Raw genomic sequence first — 16,736 nt, 5'->3', positions numbered from 1 at the left:
TCCACCCGGCGGCTATCGTGCTGCTAGGTGTCATTAGTCTCTTCAAAGGTCTCCGTATTCCCAGCCGGTGGGCGGCAACACAAGCGGCCATCAACTACGACTCTGGTTTGCTGAAACGAGGATTCTTTGGCGAGACGATTGGCCGCTGGTTTCATTTTCAGCAGTTCAGTCACTTCGCTGCCGGTTCCTTCGTGATCTTGGCGGTGTTTGTCGCACTTGTACTTTTTCTCACGCTCTCAATCGTCAAAGGAAGGTCCGGCTGTGCTGCGGTTTGCGCTGTATTCTTTTCCAGCTTCGCTGTCACTTTCATTGCCGATATGATCGGCTATCTCGACATTGCGCTGGGTATCCTGGCTGTCTCTCTCCTGCTGATTCGTGGCACCTGGCTGCGGTTCTTCGTCGCAATCCCGGTCAGTGTGGTCGCGCTGCTCATTCACGAGTCTTTCCTCTTCACGTTGCTTCCCGTAATTCTGTTCAGTTTTGTGCTTGATGCTGCCACCGAGTCGAAACCGGGACGGAGCTTGAGAGCTCCGCTCATGATCTTGTTCCTCATCTCTATCTCTTCGGCCGTCACGGTGAAGCTCGCGCTCGCCAGGCCAGTGACACCCGAGGTCGCCGCTGCGATGGAGCGCAGGCTTCAGTCGAGTGTGAACTTTCCCTTACGAAGCGATGTCTTCCTAACCTTGGAGCGCTCTGCGAGGGAAAACTTCCGGTATATGAAATTTATGTACCGCTCTTGCCCCGGTTGCAAAACGATGTTCAGTGTGAGTGCTGCTGTCTTTGCGCCAACAGCCATTCTGCTGTTGACCGCTATCGGGGCAGCCCTTCGCCTCGTTCCAGAGACAGTCAGACACCGGAACATTCTGCTGGCCTCGGCCTGGATCGCGTGTGTATCGCCGTTAGCGATGTATTTCCTAGGCTGGGACTGGGCTCGCTGGAATACCTTAGCCTGCTTCGATGCTTTCGTTGTCTTTCTTTTGATCTGTCGCAACTTTCCTGGAACTCCCATACAGTTGCCAGCCTGGTTTCGCGGTGCCGGAATTTTAGTCATCGTTTTGAGCATGGCCACTGGCGAGCCACTCATGGACGATCAGCAGATCAATACGTTTCCGTTTGTCTATGCACTCAAAGATGCTCATTTCGAGTCGATCGTACCTCTCAAGGTCAATCCCCCAGACAAGTGACGGCCCGGGCAGAGTGGTCGAAGGGTGGTACGGGCCTGAGTTGAAGACAGCAATCTAGTAAAGAGAGTGAGCAGGTAATGCCGCGTAGGAACGACATCGGGAGTTCGGATTCCATTTCAGCGAGGACATCGCTTTGGGTGAACGGCTCCTTCCTGTTATGCGCGGCTGGCTTGTGGCTGGAGCATCTGCGAAGGAGTCTGTCGACTCCGCTTGAGTTCGATGACGCCTACATGTTTTATCGTTACGCTTTGCATGTCAGGCAGGGACTAGGCATGTCCTGGAACCTCGACGGAGTGCACACATTTGGCGAGACCAGCCAGCTTTGGGGAGTACCTGTGTTGTTGCTCACCTATCTGCCGCTGAGCGCTTCCAAGGCGCTGATCGTCGGTTCATGGGTGTGCTCGGTGGGTATGATCTGGACGGTGTCATGGGCCGTATCTCAAAATGCCACGAGCCGATACATGAGGAGCGCATGGCGAGTTGCGTCCATCGTGGCGTTGCCGCTTATGTTGACCTACATGTTCCGGGTGAACGCGGTCACCGGCATGGAGACGATGCTGGCTGCGATGCTTTGCGCCGCGTTTGCAGGCGGCGTTCTGGTCTGGTCCAGAGGTGCGGCACGACCCGAGTTCGTGGCCTTATTGGGCCTTCTGCTTTTCCTTGCGAGGCCCGAGTCTGCGGTCGTCGTGATGCTGATGCCGGCACTGGTGGGTCTATATTCGCTCGGTGGTACAAAGAGAGGTCTAAGCGTTCTGCTGGGAGTTTTTCTTGCGAGCCTAGCTCTTGATTTGATTGCTTGCAAAGCCTACTACGGGACACCGTTTCCGTTGAGCCTCTACATGAAGTCGCGGCATGGCTACGAGGGATACGCCGTATCGTGGCATCCATTCACGGGGATTATGATGCTGCTGGCATCGTGCTGGCCGTTTGTGGCATTACTGGTGCTGCTTGTCCGGCGACAGGACTGGCGAATGGTAGCTGTCTTGCTGCTGCCTGCCGTGGCGGTGTTCGCTTACCTGACAACGGTGACCCAGATCATGGGAAAGAACTCAAGATACTACCTTCCTTATTTGGGATTGATCGTCATTCCGGCGCTGCTTGTGCTGGACAGGCGGATTGCGGAAGGTCGGAGTGCAGTTGGCCTTCTGCCGTCCCGGAGAGTCAAGGTTCTGGCATGCTGCGCGGTGATCGCCGGGATGGCAGTCCTGTACGTCAATCAGCGAGTCATTAAGATGCGCCAGCTGAGCTATGCGGTCGACAGAATGATTGAGCGACGTAACGACATCTACGACCCGGAGCATTTCGAGACGACTGCAACGGTCCGGTTGCCGGTGGCATCAGGCTATGAAGAGTTCGTCGCCCTGACGAAGAGGGTCATTCAGCCACTTCCGATCGGGACGACGATTGCCGCGAGTGAGGTTGGATACGTAGGGGCGATGGCCCCGCACGTGAATGTAATCGACATCGCCGGCCTGAACGATACGGAGATTGCGCTTTCAGGATTTGATATGAATGCGCTGCTTGCGCGACATCCCGACATCATCTGGATGCCGCATAACGCTTATACCTTTCAGCGCGGATTGATGATTGCGAATCCGAAGTTTCTGAAAGACTACGACTATTTCGTAGGGGCGGCGAGCTACGGACTGGCGTTGCGAAGAGACAGCCCGATACGCCCCCAGATCGACCGCGAGATGCAGCTATTTTGGGCCGATATGTACCCCGGATACAAGATGAGCGACTATCTGGCGAAGGCTGCCAGTTGGAGCGGGGCGAAACATGCGGCCAGCAGTGACGACAAAATAACCGAAGAATATGAGAAGGATCAGCTAGACTATGCCACGCAGGAATGACATCGCAAAGATTTTGGTGATCGGCTCGGGGCCGATCGTGATTGGACAGTCGGCCGAGTTCGACTACTCCGGAACGCAGGCGTGCAAGGCGCTGAAGGCCGAGGGATACGAGGTCGTGCTGGTGAACTCCAACCCGGCGTCGATCATGACAGATCCCGAGGTCGCCGACCGCACCTATATTGAGCCGCTCAATGCGGCTTACGTCGAGGAGATTATTCGTGTCGAGACGGAGATGCTCAAGGCATCGGGTGCGACGGGATCGTTTGCCGTGCTGCCCACGGTGGGCGGACAGACTGCTCTGAACCTGGCTGTCGATCTGTCTGATTCGGGCGTGCTCGAGAGGTATGGCGTGGAGCTTATCGGCGCGAAGCTCGGGCCGATCAAGAAGGCTGAAGACCGCCTCCTCTTCAAGGACGCGATGAACAAGATCGGGCTCGACATGCCGCGGTCGGCGCTGGTGCGGACTGTGAGCGCGGGGCTTGAGTTTGCCGGCAAGATCGGCTTTCCGGTCGTGATCCGGCCCAGCTTTACTCTTGGTGGATCGGGCGGAGGCATCGCGTACAACCGCGAGGAGATGACGGAGATTCTGTCGCGCGGCCTCGACCTTTCGCCAGTCGGCGAGTGCCTGATTGAAGAGAGCGTGCTGGGCTGGAAGGAGTACGAGCTTGAGGTCGTACGCGATCTGAAGGACAACGTCATCATCATCTGCTCGATTGAGAACTTCGATCCGATGGGCGTGCATACCGGCGACTCGATCACCGTCGCTCCGGCGCAGACGCTCACGGATCGTGAGTATCAGAGGATGCGCGATGCCGCGATCGCGTGTATCCGCGAGATCGGTGTCGAGACGGGCGGAAGCAACGTGCAGTTCGCGGTCAATCCTGCGAACGGCCGCATGACCGTCATCGAGATGAACCCACGCGTCTCGCGTTCTTCGGCTCTGGCTTCGAAGGCAACGGGCTTCCCGATTGCGAAGATCGCGGCTCGGCTTGCGGTTGGCTACACGCTCGACGAGATTCAGAACGACATCACCAAGGCAACGCCGGCTTGCTTCGAGCCGACCATTGATTATGTTGTCGTCAAGATCCCCAAGTGGCAGTTTGAGAAGTTTCCCGGCGCGGATGAAGGCCTTGGGCCGCAGATGAAGTCTGTCGGCGAAGTGATGGCGATTGGGCGCACCTTCAAGGAAGCGATGATGAAGGCCGTGCGCTCGCTCGAGACGGGCAAGAAGGCGACCGCTGACGACATCGAGCCGCGCCGTCTGACGCAGCGCCTGGTAACGCCGCACCCTGATCGTCTCTCGTATGTTCGTTACGCTTTCGAGCGCGGCATGTCGGTGCGCGAAGTGGCGCGGATGACCTCGATGGACCCATGGTTCCTGTACCAGATCAAGCAGATCACCGATGAGATCAAGGCTGTCGGAGAGAAGAAGATCAGCGAGATTACCGCGGACGAGCTTCGTTTCGCTAAGCGCATGGGCATCTCCGACGAACGGCTTGCCGCAAGCTGGGGGCTGACCGGAGGTGAAGGGACCGCCGAGGTCCGCGCGCTGCGTAAGAAGCTTGGCGTGATGCCTGTCTTCAAGCTGGTCGATACGTGTGCCGCAGAGTTCGAGAGCTTCACGCCGTATCTGTATAGCTGCTACGACGAAGAGGACGAAGCGCCGCCGACGAAGCGCAAGAAGATCATGATTCTGGGCAGCGGGCCGAACCGCATCGGACAGGGAATTGAGTTCGACTACTGCTGCTGCCACGCGGCCTTCGCGCTTCGCGAGGATGGCTACGAGACCATCATGGTCAACTGCAATCCCGAGACCGTCTCGACCGACTACGATACGAGCGACCGTCTCTACTTCGAGCCGTTGACGCTTGAAGATGTGTTGAGTGTGTATGAGCACGAGGCGTCTTCGGGCGCTGAGATCGGCATGATCGTTCAGTTTGGCGGACAGACTCCGCTGAATCTTTCACTGCCCTTGAAGAAGGCTGGCGTGCCGATCATCGGGACGTCTCCCGAATCGATCGACCTTGCGGAAGATCGCAAGCGCTTCGGCAAGCTCATCGAAGAGTTGGAGATCCCACAGCCGCAGGGCGCGATCGTCACCAGTGTTCCGGAGGCGATCGCGGGAGCGAATCGCGTCGGCTATCCCGTGCTGGTGCGGCCTTCGTATGTGCTTGGTGGTCGCGCGATGGTCATCGCTTACGACGACGACGCCATCACGCAGTACATGAGCACCGCCATTGAGTATTCGCAGGAGCGGCCTGTGCTCATCGATCACTTCCTCGAGGATGCGGTAGAGTGCGACGTGGACGCGTTGTGCGATGGCGACGACGTTTTGATCGCAGGCATCATGCAGCACATCGAAGAGGCGGGTATCCACTCCGGCGACTCGTCGTGCGTGCTGCCTGCTGTTGACCTGAGCCTTGAGGTCCTGGAGACGATCCGCACCTACACGCGCAAGCTCGCCAAGGCTCTCAACGTGATTGGCCTAGTGAACATTCAGTTCGCCATTCAGCGTGGAGTGGTCTATGTGATCGAGGTGAACCCGCGTGCCTCGCGCACGGTGCCTTATGTCTCGAAGGCCACCGGCATTCCGCTGGCGAAGATCGCATCGCGGTTGATGGTCGGGCAGAAGCTGCGGACGCTGTTGCCGGAGCAGGTTGCGTCGGGCGATGATCTCGACACGGGGGATTACTTCTTCGTGAAGTCGCCGGTCTTCCCATGGGGCAAGTTTCCCGGAGTGGACACGGTCCTGGGGCCGGAGATGAAGTCGACTGGCGAGGTGATGGGTGTCTCCGACAACTTCGGCGAAGCCTTCGCGAAGGCGCAGATCGCGGCGGGGCAAGTGTTGCCGATGCAGGGTACGATCTTCCTCAGCGTGAACGACCACGACAAAGCGGGCCTGGTGACGCTGGCGAAGGAGTTTATGAATCTGGGCTTCCACCTCGTTGCGACGCACGGCACCGCGGAGGTTCTCGAAGCCGCAGGCGTGCAGCCGGAGCGCGTCTACAAGGTGAAGGAAGGACGGCCGAACGTGGTGGACCTGATCAAGAGCGATCGTATTCAGCTCATCATCAACACGCCGCGCGGGCAGGACACCTTCTTTGACGAGAAGGCGATTCGGCGCGCTGCGGTGCTGGCCCGTATTCCCACCATCACAACCCTGGCTGCGGCACGCGCCGCGGCTGAGGGCATTGCTGCCTTGCAGAAGGGCAGCGTGCGTGTGAAGGCGCTGCAGGCGCTTCATGCGGAGCGCGCTGTCGCGGTCGCTGCAAGCTAGATGTCACGATGTGCTCGAACACTTCAAGCAGCATCGCTCATAGAATAGAGAGATGCTGCTTGAAGGATTGTTCCTGCCCCTGACTACGCCGTTTCTACCCGACGGCCGCCTGAATCTGCCAAAGCTGCGTGAGAACGTCGCTCGCTATTCGAAGACGCCGGCTGTGGGGCTGGTGACTCTTTCTCACGTTGGACAGCCGAGCTTGCTGTCGGACGCGGAGACTGAGGATGCATTGTGTTGTGTCGCTGATGCGGCTGCGGCGGAGAAGGTTCTGATCGCGGGCGTCGCTCGTGACTCTGTGATCCATACGCTCAAGTTGATCGAGTTTGCGGCGAAGTGTGGCTACGACGCTGCGCTGGTACCGTTGCCTTCGATGTTGCGAGTACCTGTGTTTGTCAGAGAAGCAAGGACCTACTTCGAGACGGTCGCGGACTCGGCAGCGCTGCCTGTGATTCTCGATAGCGGCGCGGGTGATGCCGCCATTGCTACCGATCTTGCGATCGACCTTGCTAAGCACCGGAACATCATCGCAATCGTCGATGCGTATGCGAGCGCCGAATGGGTAGAGCAGCTACGCGAAGGAAGTACCGAAGTTCGCCGCGAGGTCACGGTGACATCGGTCTTCGGTGCTGTCACCGGAAGGATGATCGCGAAACACAAGCCGGCGCTTGGGGCGCTGGTCTCGGCGGAGTCGCTCTCGGGAGGCACGGCGGTCGCTGTTGCTCCAACTCCTGTCAGCACGTTGAAGACGCGCACCAAGACAGTTGGGTTCCAGATGTTGTGTGGCAGTGCGGCAGGGATTCTCGATGCTGTGAGCGCTGGCGCAGTGGGCGCGATACCGCCGCTGTCGGCCAGTGCGCCACAGGCCTGCTACGAGGTTCTAGCTGCCTGGAAGGATGGCGATCCCGCGCTCGCGGCTGAGAAGCAGCATCGGCTACGAGTGGCTGCTGCGGTTGTTGAGGAGGGGCTTGGTGTGGCCGGAATCAAATACGGAAGCGATTTGAACGGATACTTCGGTGGAAGGCCGCGGTTGCCTTCGTTGCCCTTGTCTGGCGCGGAACGCGAACAGGTTGAAGCTGCCATGGCCGGCCTTCGCAATTGAGCGCGCGAGCTATCTGCGGGGTGCAGTCCTTACGCCGAGGCCACTAAGCCGGCTGCGTGCCTGTGCGGCTTCGGGAGACGTCGGGTATCGCTGAATGACAGCGCGCAGCTCCGCGATTCCGGCATCGTTCTGCTTCATCGCGATGAGCGCTTCGCCTTTGTGCAGGCGCGCGGCGGGTAGCTTTGGGCTGGCGGGGAACTGCGATGCAAGGTTGTCGTAGTTCTTTACTGCCGCAGCGTACTTGCCGCCGCGGTATTCGATCTCGCCGAGGTAATAGAAGGAGTTGCCGGAGAGGTTGTCGTCCGGGTAGAACTTGATCACGTCGCCGAACTCGGCTGTGGCAAGCGCGTAGCGGGCGCCCATGTAGTCGCCGAGAGCCGTCTTGTAGAGATCGCCTACGGGAGGCGCCGATCCGCCACCGTTGTCGGCTTGCGGAACAGCCGCCGATGGCTTACGGACGACCGGAGCCGGCGGTGCATCGCCGAGCGGCGCGGGATTATCCTGCGTGGGGGGAGCGGTCTGCTGAGGGATCGATGATCCCGTGGCCGGAGCACCGCTCTGGATGTTTGCGTTGATCGACTGCTGCTGGTTCTGGATGTTGTTGATGGACTTTTCGATGCCCGCTAACCGCGCCTTCAGTTCATCGAGCGAGTCGTTCAAGGACTGGATTTGGCCGGAGACCTGCTCCATCTTGGTGTTCTGTGCCTCGTGCTGCTGGCCCATCTGCGTCTGCAGACCCTGCACGACGACGGACATCTTGTTCACGGAGTCGGCTGTCTGTTGCACGAGGTCCTTCATCACGCCCATGCGCTCATCGTTCGACTGCTGAAGGCGGGCAACCGCGTCCTCGAGCGCCTGGACCTGGGTCTGGAGCTGGACCATATCCTTGTTGACGGCGAAGGCGGGAGTCGCGAGCAAGCCCAGAGCGAGGGTGGCGGTGGCGAGACGAGGGAATCGGAAGGTCATCGGTTCTTTTCCTAGGGTTCAGCGACTTGCCAGTGGACTGGTTATAAGAGTTCTGTCGAACGATTGAGAGTGCCCGGTTCACCCAATCGTCTGGAGGAACTGGGCACTCTCGCGGGATGGTGAGTTAGCGGATTGCTCTAGCGGTCGATGGAGAACTGCGCGCGGCGGTTCTGCTGCCAGCAGGACTCGGTCTCGTCGGTGCAGAACTGCTTCTCCTTGCCGAAGCTCACGACGCGAATGCGGCTGGCTGCGATACCTGCCGAGACAAGAGCACTCTTGGCGGAGTTGGCGCGGTTTTCACCGAGGGCAAGGTTGTACTCGGCCGAGCCGCGGTCGTCGCAGTATCCGCCGATGACGATCTTGATCGCCGGGTGCGCCGTGAGGTACGCGGCTGCCTGGGACGCGGCGGTGGTTGCATCCGGGCGGAGGTCGTAGCTGTCGTAGTCGAAGAAGACGTCAGGTACGTTCTGGTGGAAGGCGGCGTCAGTGCCCATGTCGCCAGCTGTTGATGCATCGGCAGGAGGCGGCGTCGGAGCGACGGGGACATTCACGGTAACGCGGACGTTGGCTTCGACGGTGCCACCATCACCCTTCGCGGTGAGGTGGAAGTTGGTCGAGTTCGACGGCGAGACGGTCTGGGTGCCGTTCACGTTGACCTGGCCGATGCCGTCGATGGTGACAACGTTGGCGTTCTGGCTGCGCCAGTTCAGGACGACGGACTGGCCGAGGTCGATCGACAGCGGATCAGCCGTGATGCTTGCGGTGGGCGCAGGTGCGGGCGGCGCGGTGGCTGGGCCGATGCTGTTCGGATCGGGGCCCTGTTTCTTGTGGCAGCCCGTGGCAAGCGACAGCGTGAGAAGCGAGGCCAGCAGGACAGGAGATTTGAAAAGTCGGGTTGCAACTACGTTCATCAGTTCCTCCGGAACTTTCTTGTCATTTACGATTCTTGCCGCAGCGCGGCAGGCACTACGTGGCCTCAGGCAGAGAGAAAAAAGGAGTCGTCCTAAGAGGTGTCCGCAGACTTACTTCCAACTCCAGTTTGGCATGTCTCCTCCGGTTGAGGAAAGCGCGTGTTTCTGGGTGCCGTCTGCGAGCATGGTCCAGATCTTCATGTGATCGTCACGACCGTCCGCGGTGTTGGCGTAGGCGATGTGCCGGCCATCGGGCGACCACGAGGGAAAGTCGCAGCGGCCACCGTCGTGCGTGAGTTGAATCCAGCGCTTGCTGGCGACCTCCATCACGTAGATGTCCTGCCCGCCGGGCGCTCCGGGGCCGTACTTGCGGTTCCAGGCGAAGGCGATGAACTGGCCGTTCGGTGACCATGATGGCGAAGTTGCGTAGCCCCCGTCGGTCATGCGCTGCACTCCGGAGCCGTCGACATCCATGATGTACAGCTGCGGCAATCCTGTCCGGCCGCTGATCCAGGCGATCTGCGATCCGGTCTTGGGATTGAAGACAGGGGAGACGTCGGGACCCTTAAAGCTCGTGATGCGACGGGCGATGGCGCCGTTGACGTCGCTGATCCAGATCTCCGGGTCACCGGAGCGTGAGGAGGAGTAGGCGATGCTGCGGCCATCGGGCGACCAGGCGGGCGAGAGATTGGTTCCGCCTGCGGCCGAGAAGTTCACCATACGATTGAGCAGCAGGGAGTACATCCGAATCTGGAAGCCGTCGCGGCCAAGTGAGGAGAAGGCTACGCGGGTGTTGTCGGGCGAGACGCGCGGAGAGAGCGAGATGGCCCCGAGATGCGTGACGGCGTGCTGGTTCGCGCCATCGTAGTCCATCTGCCAGACTTCCTTCTGGCCGCCTGCGGCGTGGATGTAGAAGATCTTGGTCTCGGCGATTCCTGCTACGCCGCCCCCGAGGCGAAAGATGATTTCGTCGGCAAACTTGTGGGCGGTCTGGCGGGCGGCGTCGTCGGTGGCGTTGTCGGAGTATTGCTTGGCAAGGACTTGCGGATACTGTGCATTGTTGGCGTCGAAGAGGAAGCCGTTGGTGATGAGTTGCCCGCCTTGAACAGAGATGTTGCCGAAGGCGACCATCGCGGCTGATGCCGGCGCGGCGGACCATTGCGCGATCGTGATCTCGGATGGTGTTCCGGGAGTGGTCTGCGGAATCAGGCTCTTCGAGACGATGTCGAAGATGCCCGCGTTGGCAAGGTCGGAGTAAAGCGTGGCGTCGAAGGTCGCCTTGAGAGACGTGTCACCGGAGCCGGACTTGAAGTCCGCGACGGCGATGCGGATGCGGTCCGCGCCAGTATTGGTTCCGGTAAAGACGTTGTCCTGCGCGGTTGCTGCGGCGGTTGTTGACAGGAGTGTCAGCAGGAAGAGGAAGAGTTTGCGGGTCGCGCTTTGCATTCTCACCTTATGGTAGACGCGAAGAGCGGCGATCGGGTTGTGATGGGGTGAAGTTAAGGTGCCGAGGGAGGGTCGAAATAATAAACAACATTCAGATAAGAGCCCGAATAGCCGTCAGGGAGAGGGCCAAAGGTATCGATGTGCTGGACGGCGCGGAGGGCGGTCTGGTCGAGGGTCGAGTCGCCGCTGGGCTGCTGGATGCGGATATTTGAGGGGGTGCCATCCCTGCCGATCTCGAAGGTGATGTAGACACGGTGGCCCTTGGCGTTGGCGTCCAGCATGGTGGTGTACCACTGGCTGGCGACCTTCTGCGTGATCTGTTTGACGTAGTAGGCGTAACGGGCGCCGAAGGTGGAGTCGTTGGTGCCGACGCTGATGGTGCCGGCGCGAGTTTGCGTAGCGGACATGGCGATACGAACGCCGGGGGCTTCGCCGGTGGTGGCCTTCTGCGGCTGCGGCTTGACGGGCTGCGGGTGTGGGGTGGCTTCGACGGGCTTCGGAGCTACCTTAACCGGCTTCTGAGGCTTGTCGGGGATGTCGATGGCTTTGGGGTCGGGTGGAGGAGCGACCTTCTCTTTGGCGACGGGCGGGGCGGGGCTTGGCGTCTCGGAGGTGAGGACGTTGTCGGCGTTGGTGGGCTGGCGCGGAGGCAGAGGGATGGAGTTGACCATCGTGGCCTGGATCGTCGTCGAAGGCGTGGAGCTGTCGCCCCAGGAGTTGCCGTCGTGGTGGAAGATGTATCCGTAGCCGAGCAACACCGCGAAGAGCGCGACGTGGAGGAGCAGCGCGCCGGCGAAGTTGCCGCCGAGGTTCTCGGGGGGTGGGTTGCGGGTTAGGGAGTTAGTGGCCAAAGCTCAGCGTTCCTTAGGGGTGAGAGCGAAATGCGGGGGTCTCTCCACTTCGCTTCGCTCCGGTCGAGATGACGTGTTCTTAGGGTGTCCTGTTACGAGGACGTTCTATCGCGTTCGGTTGAGATGACGTTCTTTCCAGGCTCGTTACTTCTGGTTAAGGGGTTGGGTGACGATGCTGATGTTCGTGACACCGGCGTGTTTGACGGCGTCCATGACGGAGGCGAAGGCACCGAAGGGGACGCGCTCGTCGGCGCGGACGTAGACGATCTTGTGTTCGCCGACCTTGAGCTTTCCGGCGAGGTCGTTCACGTTGACGGGCTTGTCCTGGAGGAAGACGTTCTGCTCCTTGTCGATGGTGATGACCTGGCGCTCTTCGGTGAGCTGGTTGACGGAGCGGGTCTTGGGGATCGCTACTTCCATGCCGGATTGAAGGACGGGCGCGGTGAGCATGAAGATGAGCAGGAGCACCAGGACGACGTCAACGAGTGGGGTTATGTTGATCTCGGCGAGTGCGGTCTGGGTGCGGGCGGAGCCACCGGAGCGGGCGGTGAAGGCCATGGCTAGCGGCTCCTTCTGTAGGTCTCTTCTTCGACGGGCGGAGTGGAGGCCATGGCTGCGTTCTCGATGAGGTTGAGGAACTCGCGGCCGAAGTCGTCCATGCGAGAGCCGAACTCGCGGAGGCGGGCAGTGAGCTGGTTGTAGCCGACGACGGCGGGAATGGCGACGACCAGGCCGGCGGCGGTGGTGATGAGGGCTTCCGAGATGCCGGGAGCGACGGCGCGCAGTGTCGCCGCGCCAGCGGTGCCGAGGCCATGGAAGGCGTCGATGATGCCCATCACGGTGCCGAGGAGGCCGATGAAGGGAGCGACGGCAGCGATGGTGGCAAGCCAGGTCATACGCTGTTCCATCGACGTCAAGGCTTCGCTGGAGGCTATTTGGGCTGCGCGTTCCAATGCGATGGGATTGCGAGGCATGCCTCGGCCGCCGGTCTGGCGCTGGTACTCGTCGTTGATCTCCATGAAGACTGGGACGAGCGGGCTGGGCTTGAACTGGTCGGAGAGAGCGGCGATCTCGCTAAGGCGGCCCGACTTGCGGAAGGCGCGGATGAAGCGCGTGCTCTGGGCCTGGGCGCGGCGGAAGCTGGACCACTTGGAGAGCATGATGGTCCAGGAGAAGATGCTGGCGAGGAGCAGCGTGATCAGGACGGCGAAGGCGACGGGCCCGCTGTTGTGGACCATCTCGAGTAGGGCACTGCTGCCGGTTGAGACGGGAGCGACTGGGGTGGCGTCATCTTGAAACAGGAAGAGAGCGAGAGTCAGACAGCAGGCCATAGGGTCTATTTCACCAGACCTCAGTTTACTTGGTTCGGTTTTTAGGGGAGAGATGGGAGATAAATTTGGGGGAATCTGGGGTGGTGCGGCCTTTCGGGGGTGAAAGGTTCGAGCTGCATGGGTGACGTTAGCGCCTTCGGGGTCCTTCGACTGCGCGCCGTGCGGTGAAGCTACACGGCGCTCCGCTCAGGACGACGGAGTTCAGCAGGTCAGGCGGCTGAGGTTAGGTGGGAGTCGATGGCGGCGGGCCAGTCTGTGCTTCGGCGTCGTGGGGTGCCATCTTCCTGCCTTGCGGAGGCGGATGGCAGGGTGAAGTTGAAGATGCTGCCCTGTTCCGGCGCGCCGGTGACCCAGATGTTGCCGCCCTGGCGGCGGACGAGGTCGCGGGCGATGTGAAGACCGAGGCCCAGGCCGATGCGGCCTTCCAGGCTGGTATCCGCGTGGCCGGGACCGAGGATCTGGTAGAGCTTCTCGAAGACGCGGGCGCGCTTGTCGAGGGGGATGCCGCAGCCATCGTCCTCTACTTCGATCCGCAGCATCTTGCCCTCATCGTAGGTGCGGATGAAGACGTGACCGCCAGGCGGGGTGAACTTGATGGCGTTGTCGAGCAGGATGATCATGATCTGGCGCAGGCGGGTGGGGTCGGTCCAGGCGCAGTGGTCTTCGTGGACGCCATGATCGTCGACAGCGATCTGTCTCGCCGAAGACGCAGGGTGGGAGGTGTGTACGGCATCCCGGATGGCGGGGGCGACGGCGAAGTTTTCGGCTTCGATGGGAAGCTTGCCCTCTTTCGACTGGGTGACGGTGAGGAGGTCTTCGATCATGGCCTGAAGCTGGAGGACGTTTTTCAGGACGATCTGGAGGTACTGCTGCTGCTCGTCGGTGGTGTCACCGGCCAGATTGTCCGCAATGATCGAGGTGAAGGAGTAGACGGAGGTGAGCGGCGAACGAAGCTCGTGGGAGACGTGGGAGAGGAACTGGTCTTTGAGCTTGAGGTCGAGCTGGAGCTTGTTAATCTGCTCGATCTCGCGGGCGTGGCGCAGTTGTTCGGTGATGTCGCGGACGACGAGGACGCTGCCGGCGAGCTCGGCGCGGCTGTCGTAGATGGGAGTGGCGCAGGTCTCGACGCCGAGTTCAGTGCCGTCGCGGGCGACGAGGATGGCGCGCTCTTCCATGCAGATGCGGCGGCTACGGGCGACTTTGGGATCAACGTGGACGGAGGCGGGGAGGCGGGAGTTCTCGAAAAGGATAGTGAAGACTTCGGAAACAGGCTTATTGATGGCCTCGGCGGCCTCCCACCCGGTCATGCGCTCGGCAGCGCCGTTCATCCAGACGATGTTGCGCCTGGCGTCGACGGAGACAACGGCGTCGCCGATGGAGAAGAGGGTGACGCGGAGGAGTTCGTGCTGCGCTTCGAGTTCGGCGGCGAGCCGGCAAGCTTCGGTGATGTCGCGGTTGGTCCCGATCATGCGAAGTGCGCGGCCGTCCTGATCGCGAATGACCTGGCCTGTGGCCTTGACGATGTGGGTGCTCCCGTCGGCCCATAGGACACGGAAGTCCATGTCGTAGGGCTTGCGGTCTTCGATGGCATCCATAAGCGCCGAGATAACCAGCGGGCGGTCTTCGGGGTGAAGCTGGTCTGACCAGAGGGACATGTGCGTCGGCCCTTCGATCGGTTCCAGCCCGTAGATGCGGAACATCCAGTGATCGCAGATGAACTGGTTGTTGGAGAGATCCCAGTCCCAGATTGCGATTCCGCCGCTATCTGTGGCTAGCGTGGCGCGTTCGTTGGCGCGCTGAAGAGCGAGACGGGCATTGACCTGGGCTGTCTTGTCCTGAATGGCGCCGACGACGCGGACAGGCTTGCCCTCCTCCATCTCGACATTTCCGACCGTTCGCACCCAGATGGGCTTCTCGTCGGCGCGGATGAACTCGACTTCGACGTCCCAGGGCTCGCCCGTCTCAAGAGCCCGCTCCACCGCGGCTGCAACCACGGCGCGAGCGCTGGGCACATAGAAGCTAAGACCGGCTTCGATGGATGGCTGGTAGCTCTCGGGGAGCGCATGAATGCGGTAGGTCTCCGCCGACCAGGTGACGACGCCGGTGGGAATGTCGATCTCCCATCCGCCGACGCCGGCGATACTGTTGGTGCGGTCGAGGAAGTTCTGACTCTTGCGGAGGATCTCGCGCTGCTCTACTTCTAGTGTCTTGTCCTGCAGCGAACCGAAGATGCGGACTGGTTTGCCATCTACAAGCTGGACCTCTCCAAGGAGCCGGACCCAGATGCGGGATCCGTCGGGGCGAATCAAGGGGAGTTCAAGCTCGTAGCCTCCGCCGGTGGCCAGAGCCTTTTCTACAGCCGCCAGAATTTGCGTGTGAGACTCCGAGGGGAAGTAGGTGAGGCTTTCCTCGTAGGTTGGTTTGTGGCCGGGAGGCCTACCGTGAATCCGTGCCGTCTCGTCGGACCAGAGAAGGTCCATCGTGATGAGGTCTAACTCCCAACCGCCGATTCCTGCGACGCGGTTGGTGCGATCGAGGAAGACCTGGCTCCTGCGCAGGGCTTCGCGCTGCTCGATCTCCTCGGTCTTGTCCTGGACGGAGCCGAAGACGCGGACGGGTTTGCCGTCGACGATCTCAGGCTCGCCGATGAGCCTGACCCAGAGCTTTCGTCCGTCGACGCGGTAGAGAGGGAGTTCAAGATCCCATCCGGGGCCGCCCTCGATGACTCGCTGAAGAGCGGCGCGGATGGTGGCGTGATAGCTGCGGCCGAAATAGTTGATGGCTTCGTCGAGGAGCGGTTTGTAGCCCGGGGGAAGACCGTGCATGCGTGCGGATTCGGCGGACCAGGTGAGATCGTTGGTGGCGAGATCGAGCTCCCAGCCACCGATTCCGGCGACGCGATTGGTGCGGTCGAGGAAGAGCTCGCTCTTACGGAGGGCTTCGCGCTGCTCGATCTCCTTGGTCTTGTCCTGGAGCGAGCCGAAGAGCCGCACGGGCTTGCCGTCGACGAGTTCGGCTTCGCCGACGAGGCGGACCCATATTCGGATTCCATCAGCTCGGATCAGGGGAAGTTCGAGGTCCCAGCCTCCGCCGCCAGCCATTGCGGTTTGAAGGGCGGCGAGGATGGCCGGGTGGTACTCGGGAGCGTAGTAGTTGATCCCTTCTTCGAGCGATGGGCGATAGCCGGGAGCGAGACCGTGCATTCGGGCTGTCTCGGCGGACCAATTGACCGCGTTGGTACTGAGATCGAGGTCCCAGCCTCCAATTCCGGCGATTCGGTTGGTGCGGTCAAGGAGCGCTTCGCTCTCGCGAAGGGCATCCGACTGGCGGTGCTCTGTTGCTAGAAGATCGAAGAAACGGGTTACACCGGACGCAAGTGCCTGAGCACGCCATGCAAAGAGGATGGCGGGAGGCAGCGATGCCAGGGCGCAGATGACTTTGAGTACCAGCGAGATCTGGGCAAGGGGATACCAGATGGTGACGATGCGAAGCAGGATCATGGCCCCGCAGGACATGATGAAGACGTTGAACGCTGAAAGTGCCCAGAGTTTGGACCTCATGGTCTCGATGTGTTTGAGTTTGCCGACCAGCCACCTGATGCCCAGGAAGAAGAGGACGTAGGAGATTGCGATCAGCGCGTCCGAGATCACGTTCGTCCACAACAGCCCGGGATGGGCCATGTAGAGGGCGCGGCGGGGAGAGTACTCCGATGACAGGAGAGGCTGCAGTGTGTTCGATCGCAGGTAGACGCAGAGCGGGAAAGAACTCAGGAATGCTGACATCGAGTGGAACCTGAAGTCCATAGACGGTTCAGA

Annotated in this window: 11 protein-coding genes; 4 read left to right on the top strand and 7 right to left on the bottom strand. The window is 60.8% G+C overall.

Annotated features, from left to right (window positions below):
* Window positions 1-17: 17 nt before the first annotated feature.
* The 4 genes from OHL18_RS10990 (at window position 18) to OHL18_RS10975 (ending at window position 7,416) form a co-directional block, all read left to right on the top strand.
* Window positions 18-1,184: a hypothetical protein gene (locus tag OHL18_RS10990; RefSeq protein ID WP_263374903.1), complete on the top strand. Its 1,167-nt coding sequence runs from the start codon at window positions 18-20 to the stop codon at window positions 1,182-1,184.
* A gap of 77 nt (window positions 1,185-1,261) precedes the next feature.
* Complete coding sequence (locus tag OHL18_RS10985; RefSeq protein ID WP_263374902.1) at window positions 1,262-3,037, top strand: hypothetical protein; 1,776 nt, start codon at window positions 1,262-1,264, stop codon at window positions 3,035-3,037.
* A complete protein-coding gene (carB, locus tag OHL18_RS10980; protein WP_263374901.1) occupies window positions 3,021-6,314 on the top strand; it encodes a carbamoyl-phosphate synthase large subunit in 3,294 nt (1,097 codons plus the stop codon). The genes OHL18_RS10985 and carB overlap by 17 nt, the downstream gene beginning before the upstream one ends.
* 52 nt (window positions 6,315-6,366) lie before the next feature.
* On the top strand, window positions 6,367-7,416 hold the full coding sequence (locus OHL18_RS10975) for a dihydrodipicolinate synthase family protein (RefSeq protein WP_263374900.1): 1,050 nt from the start codon (window positions 6,367-6,369) through the stop codon (window positions 7,414-7,416).
* A gap of 9 nt (window positions 7,417-7,425) precedes the next feature.
* Here the strand turns inward: OHL18_RS10975 and OHL18_RS10970 are convergent, their stop codons facing one another.
* The 7 genes from OHL18_RS10970 to OHL18_RS10940 form a co-directional block, all read right to left on the bottom strand.
* Window positions 7,426-8,382 (bottom strand): tetratricopeptide repeat protein, encoded by a 957-nt coding sequence (locus OHL18_RS10970; RefSeq protein WP_263374899.1) that lies wholly within the window; start codon window positions 8,380-8,382, stop codon window positions 7,426-7,428.
* A 137-nt stretch (window positions 8,383-8,519) separates the two neighbouring features.
* Window positions 8,520-9,293 carry an OmpA family protein gene (locus tag OHL18_RS10965; protein ID WP_263374898.1) on the bottom strand — a complete coding sequence of 258 codons (774 nt, stop codon included), beginning with the start codon at window positions 9,291-9,293 and terminating at the stop codon, window positions 8,520-8,522.
* A 111-nt stretch (window positions 9,294-9,404) separates the two neighbouring features.
* On the bottom strand, window positions 9,405-10,739 hold the full coding sequence (tolB, locus tag OHL18_RS10960; protein WP_263374897.1) for a Tol-Pal system beta propeller repeat protein TolB: 1,335 nt from the start codon (window positions 10,737-10,739) through the stop codon (window positions 9,405-9,407).
* 53 nt (window positions 10,740-10,792) lie between these two features.
* A complete protein-coding gene (locus tag OHL18_RS10955; protein ID WP_263374896.1) occupies window positions 10,793-11,590 on the bottom strand; it encodes an energy transducer TonB in 798 nt (265 codons plus the stop codon).
* A gap of 144 nt (window positions 11,591-11,734) precedes the next feature.
* The gene (locus OHL18_RS10950; RefSeq protein ID WP_263374895.1) at window positions 11,735-12,148 is read right to left on the bottom strand and encodes an ExbD/TolR family protein; all 414 of its coding nucleotides are present in this window, start codon (window positions 12,146-12,148) and stop codon (window positions 11,735-11,737) included.
* A gap of 2 nt (window positions 12,149-12,150) precedes the next feature.
* Window positions 12,151-12,921 carry a MotA/TolQ/ExbB proton channel family protein gene (locus tag OHL18_RS10945; RefSeq protein WP_263374894.1) on the bottom strand — a complete coding sequence of 257 codons (771 nt, stop codon included), beginning with the start codon at window positions 12,919-12,921 and terminating at the stop codon, window positions 12,151-12,153.
* Window positions 12,922-13,130: 209 nt separating this feature from the next.
* A complete protein-coding gene (locus OHL18_RS10940; RefSeq protein WP_263374893.1) occupies window positions 13,131-16,703 on the bottom strand; it encodes a PAS domain-containing protein in 3,573 nt (1,190 codons plus the stop codon).
* Between the last annotated feature and the right edge of the window lie 33 nt (window positions 16,704-16,736).

Source organism: Granulicella aggregans, from assembly GCF_025685565.1.
Taxonomy (GTDB): Bacteria; Acidobacteriota; Terriglobia; order Terriglobales; family Acidobacteriaceae; genus Edaphobacter; species Edaphobacter aggregans_B.
Note: the sequence above shows the minus strand (reverse complement) of the source record. Positions and strands in the feature narration are given on the sequence as shown.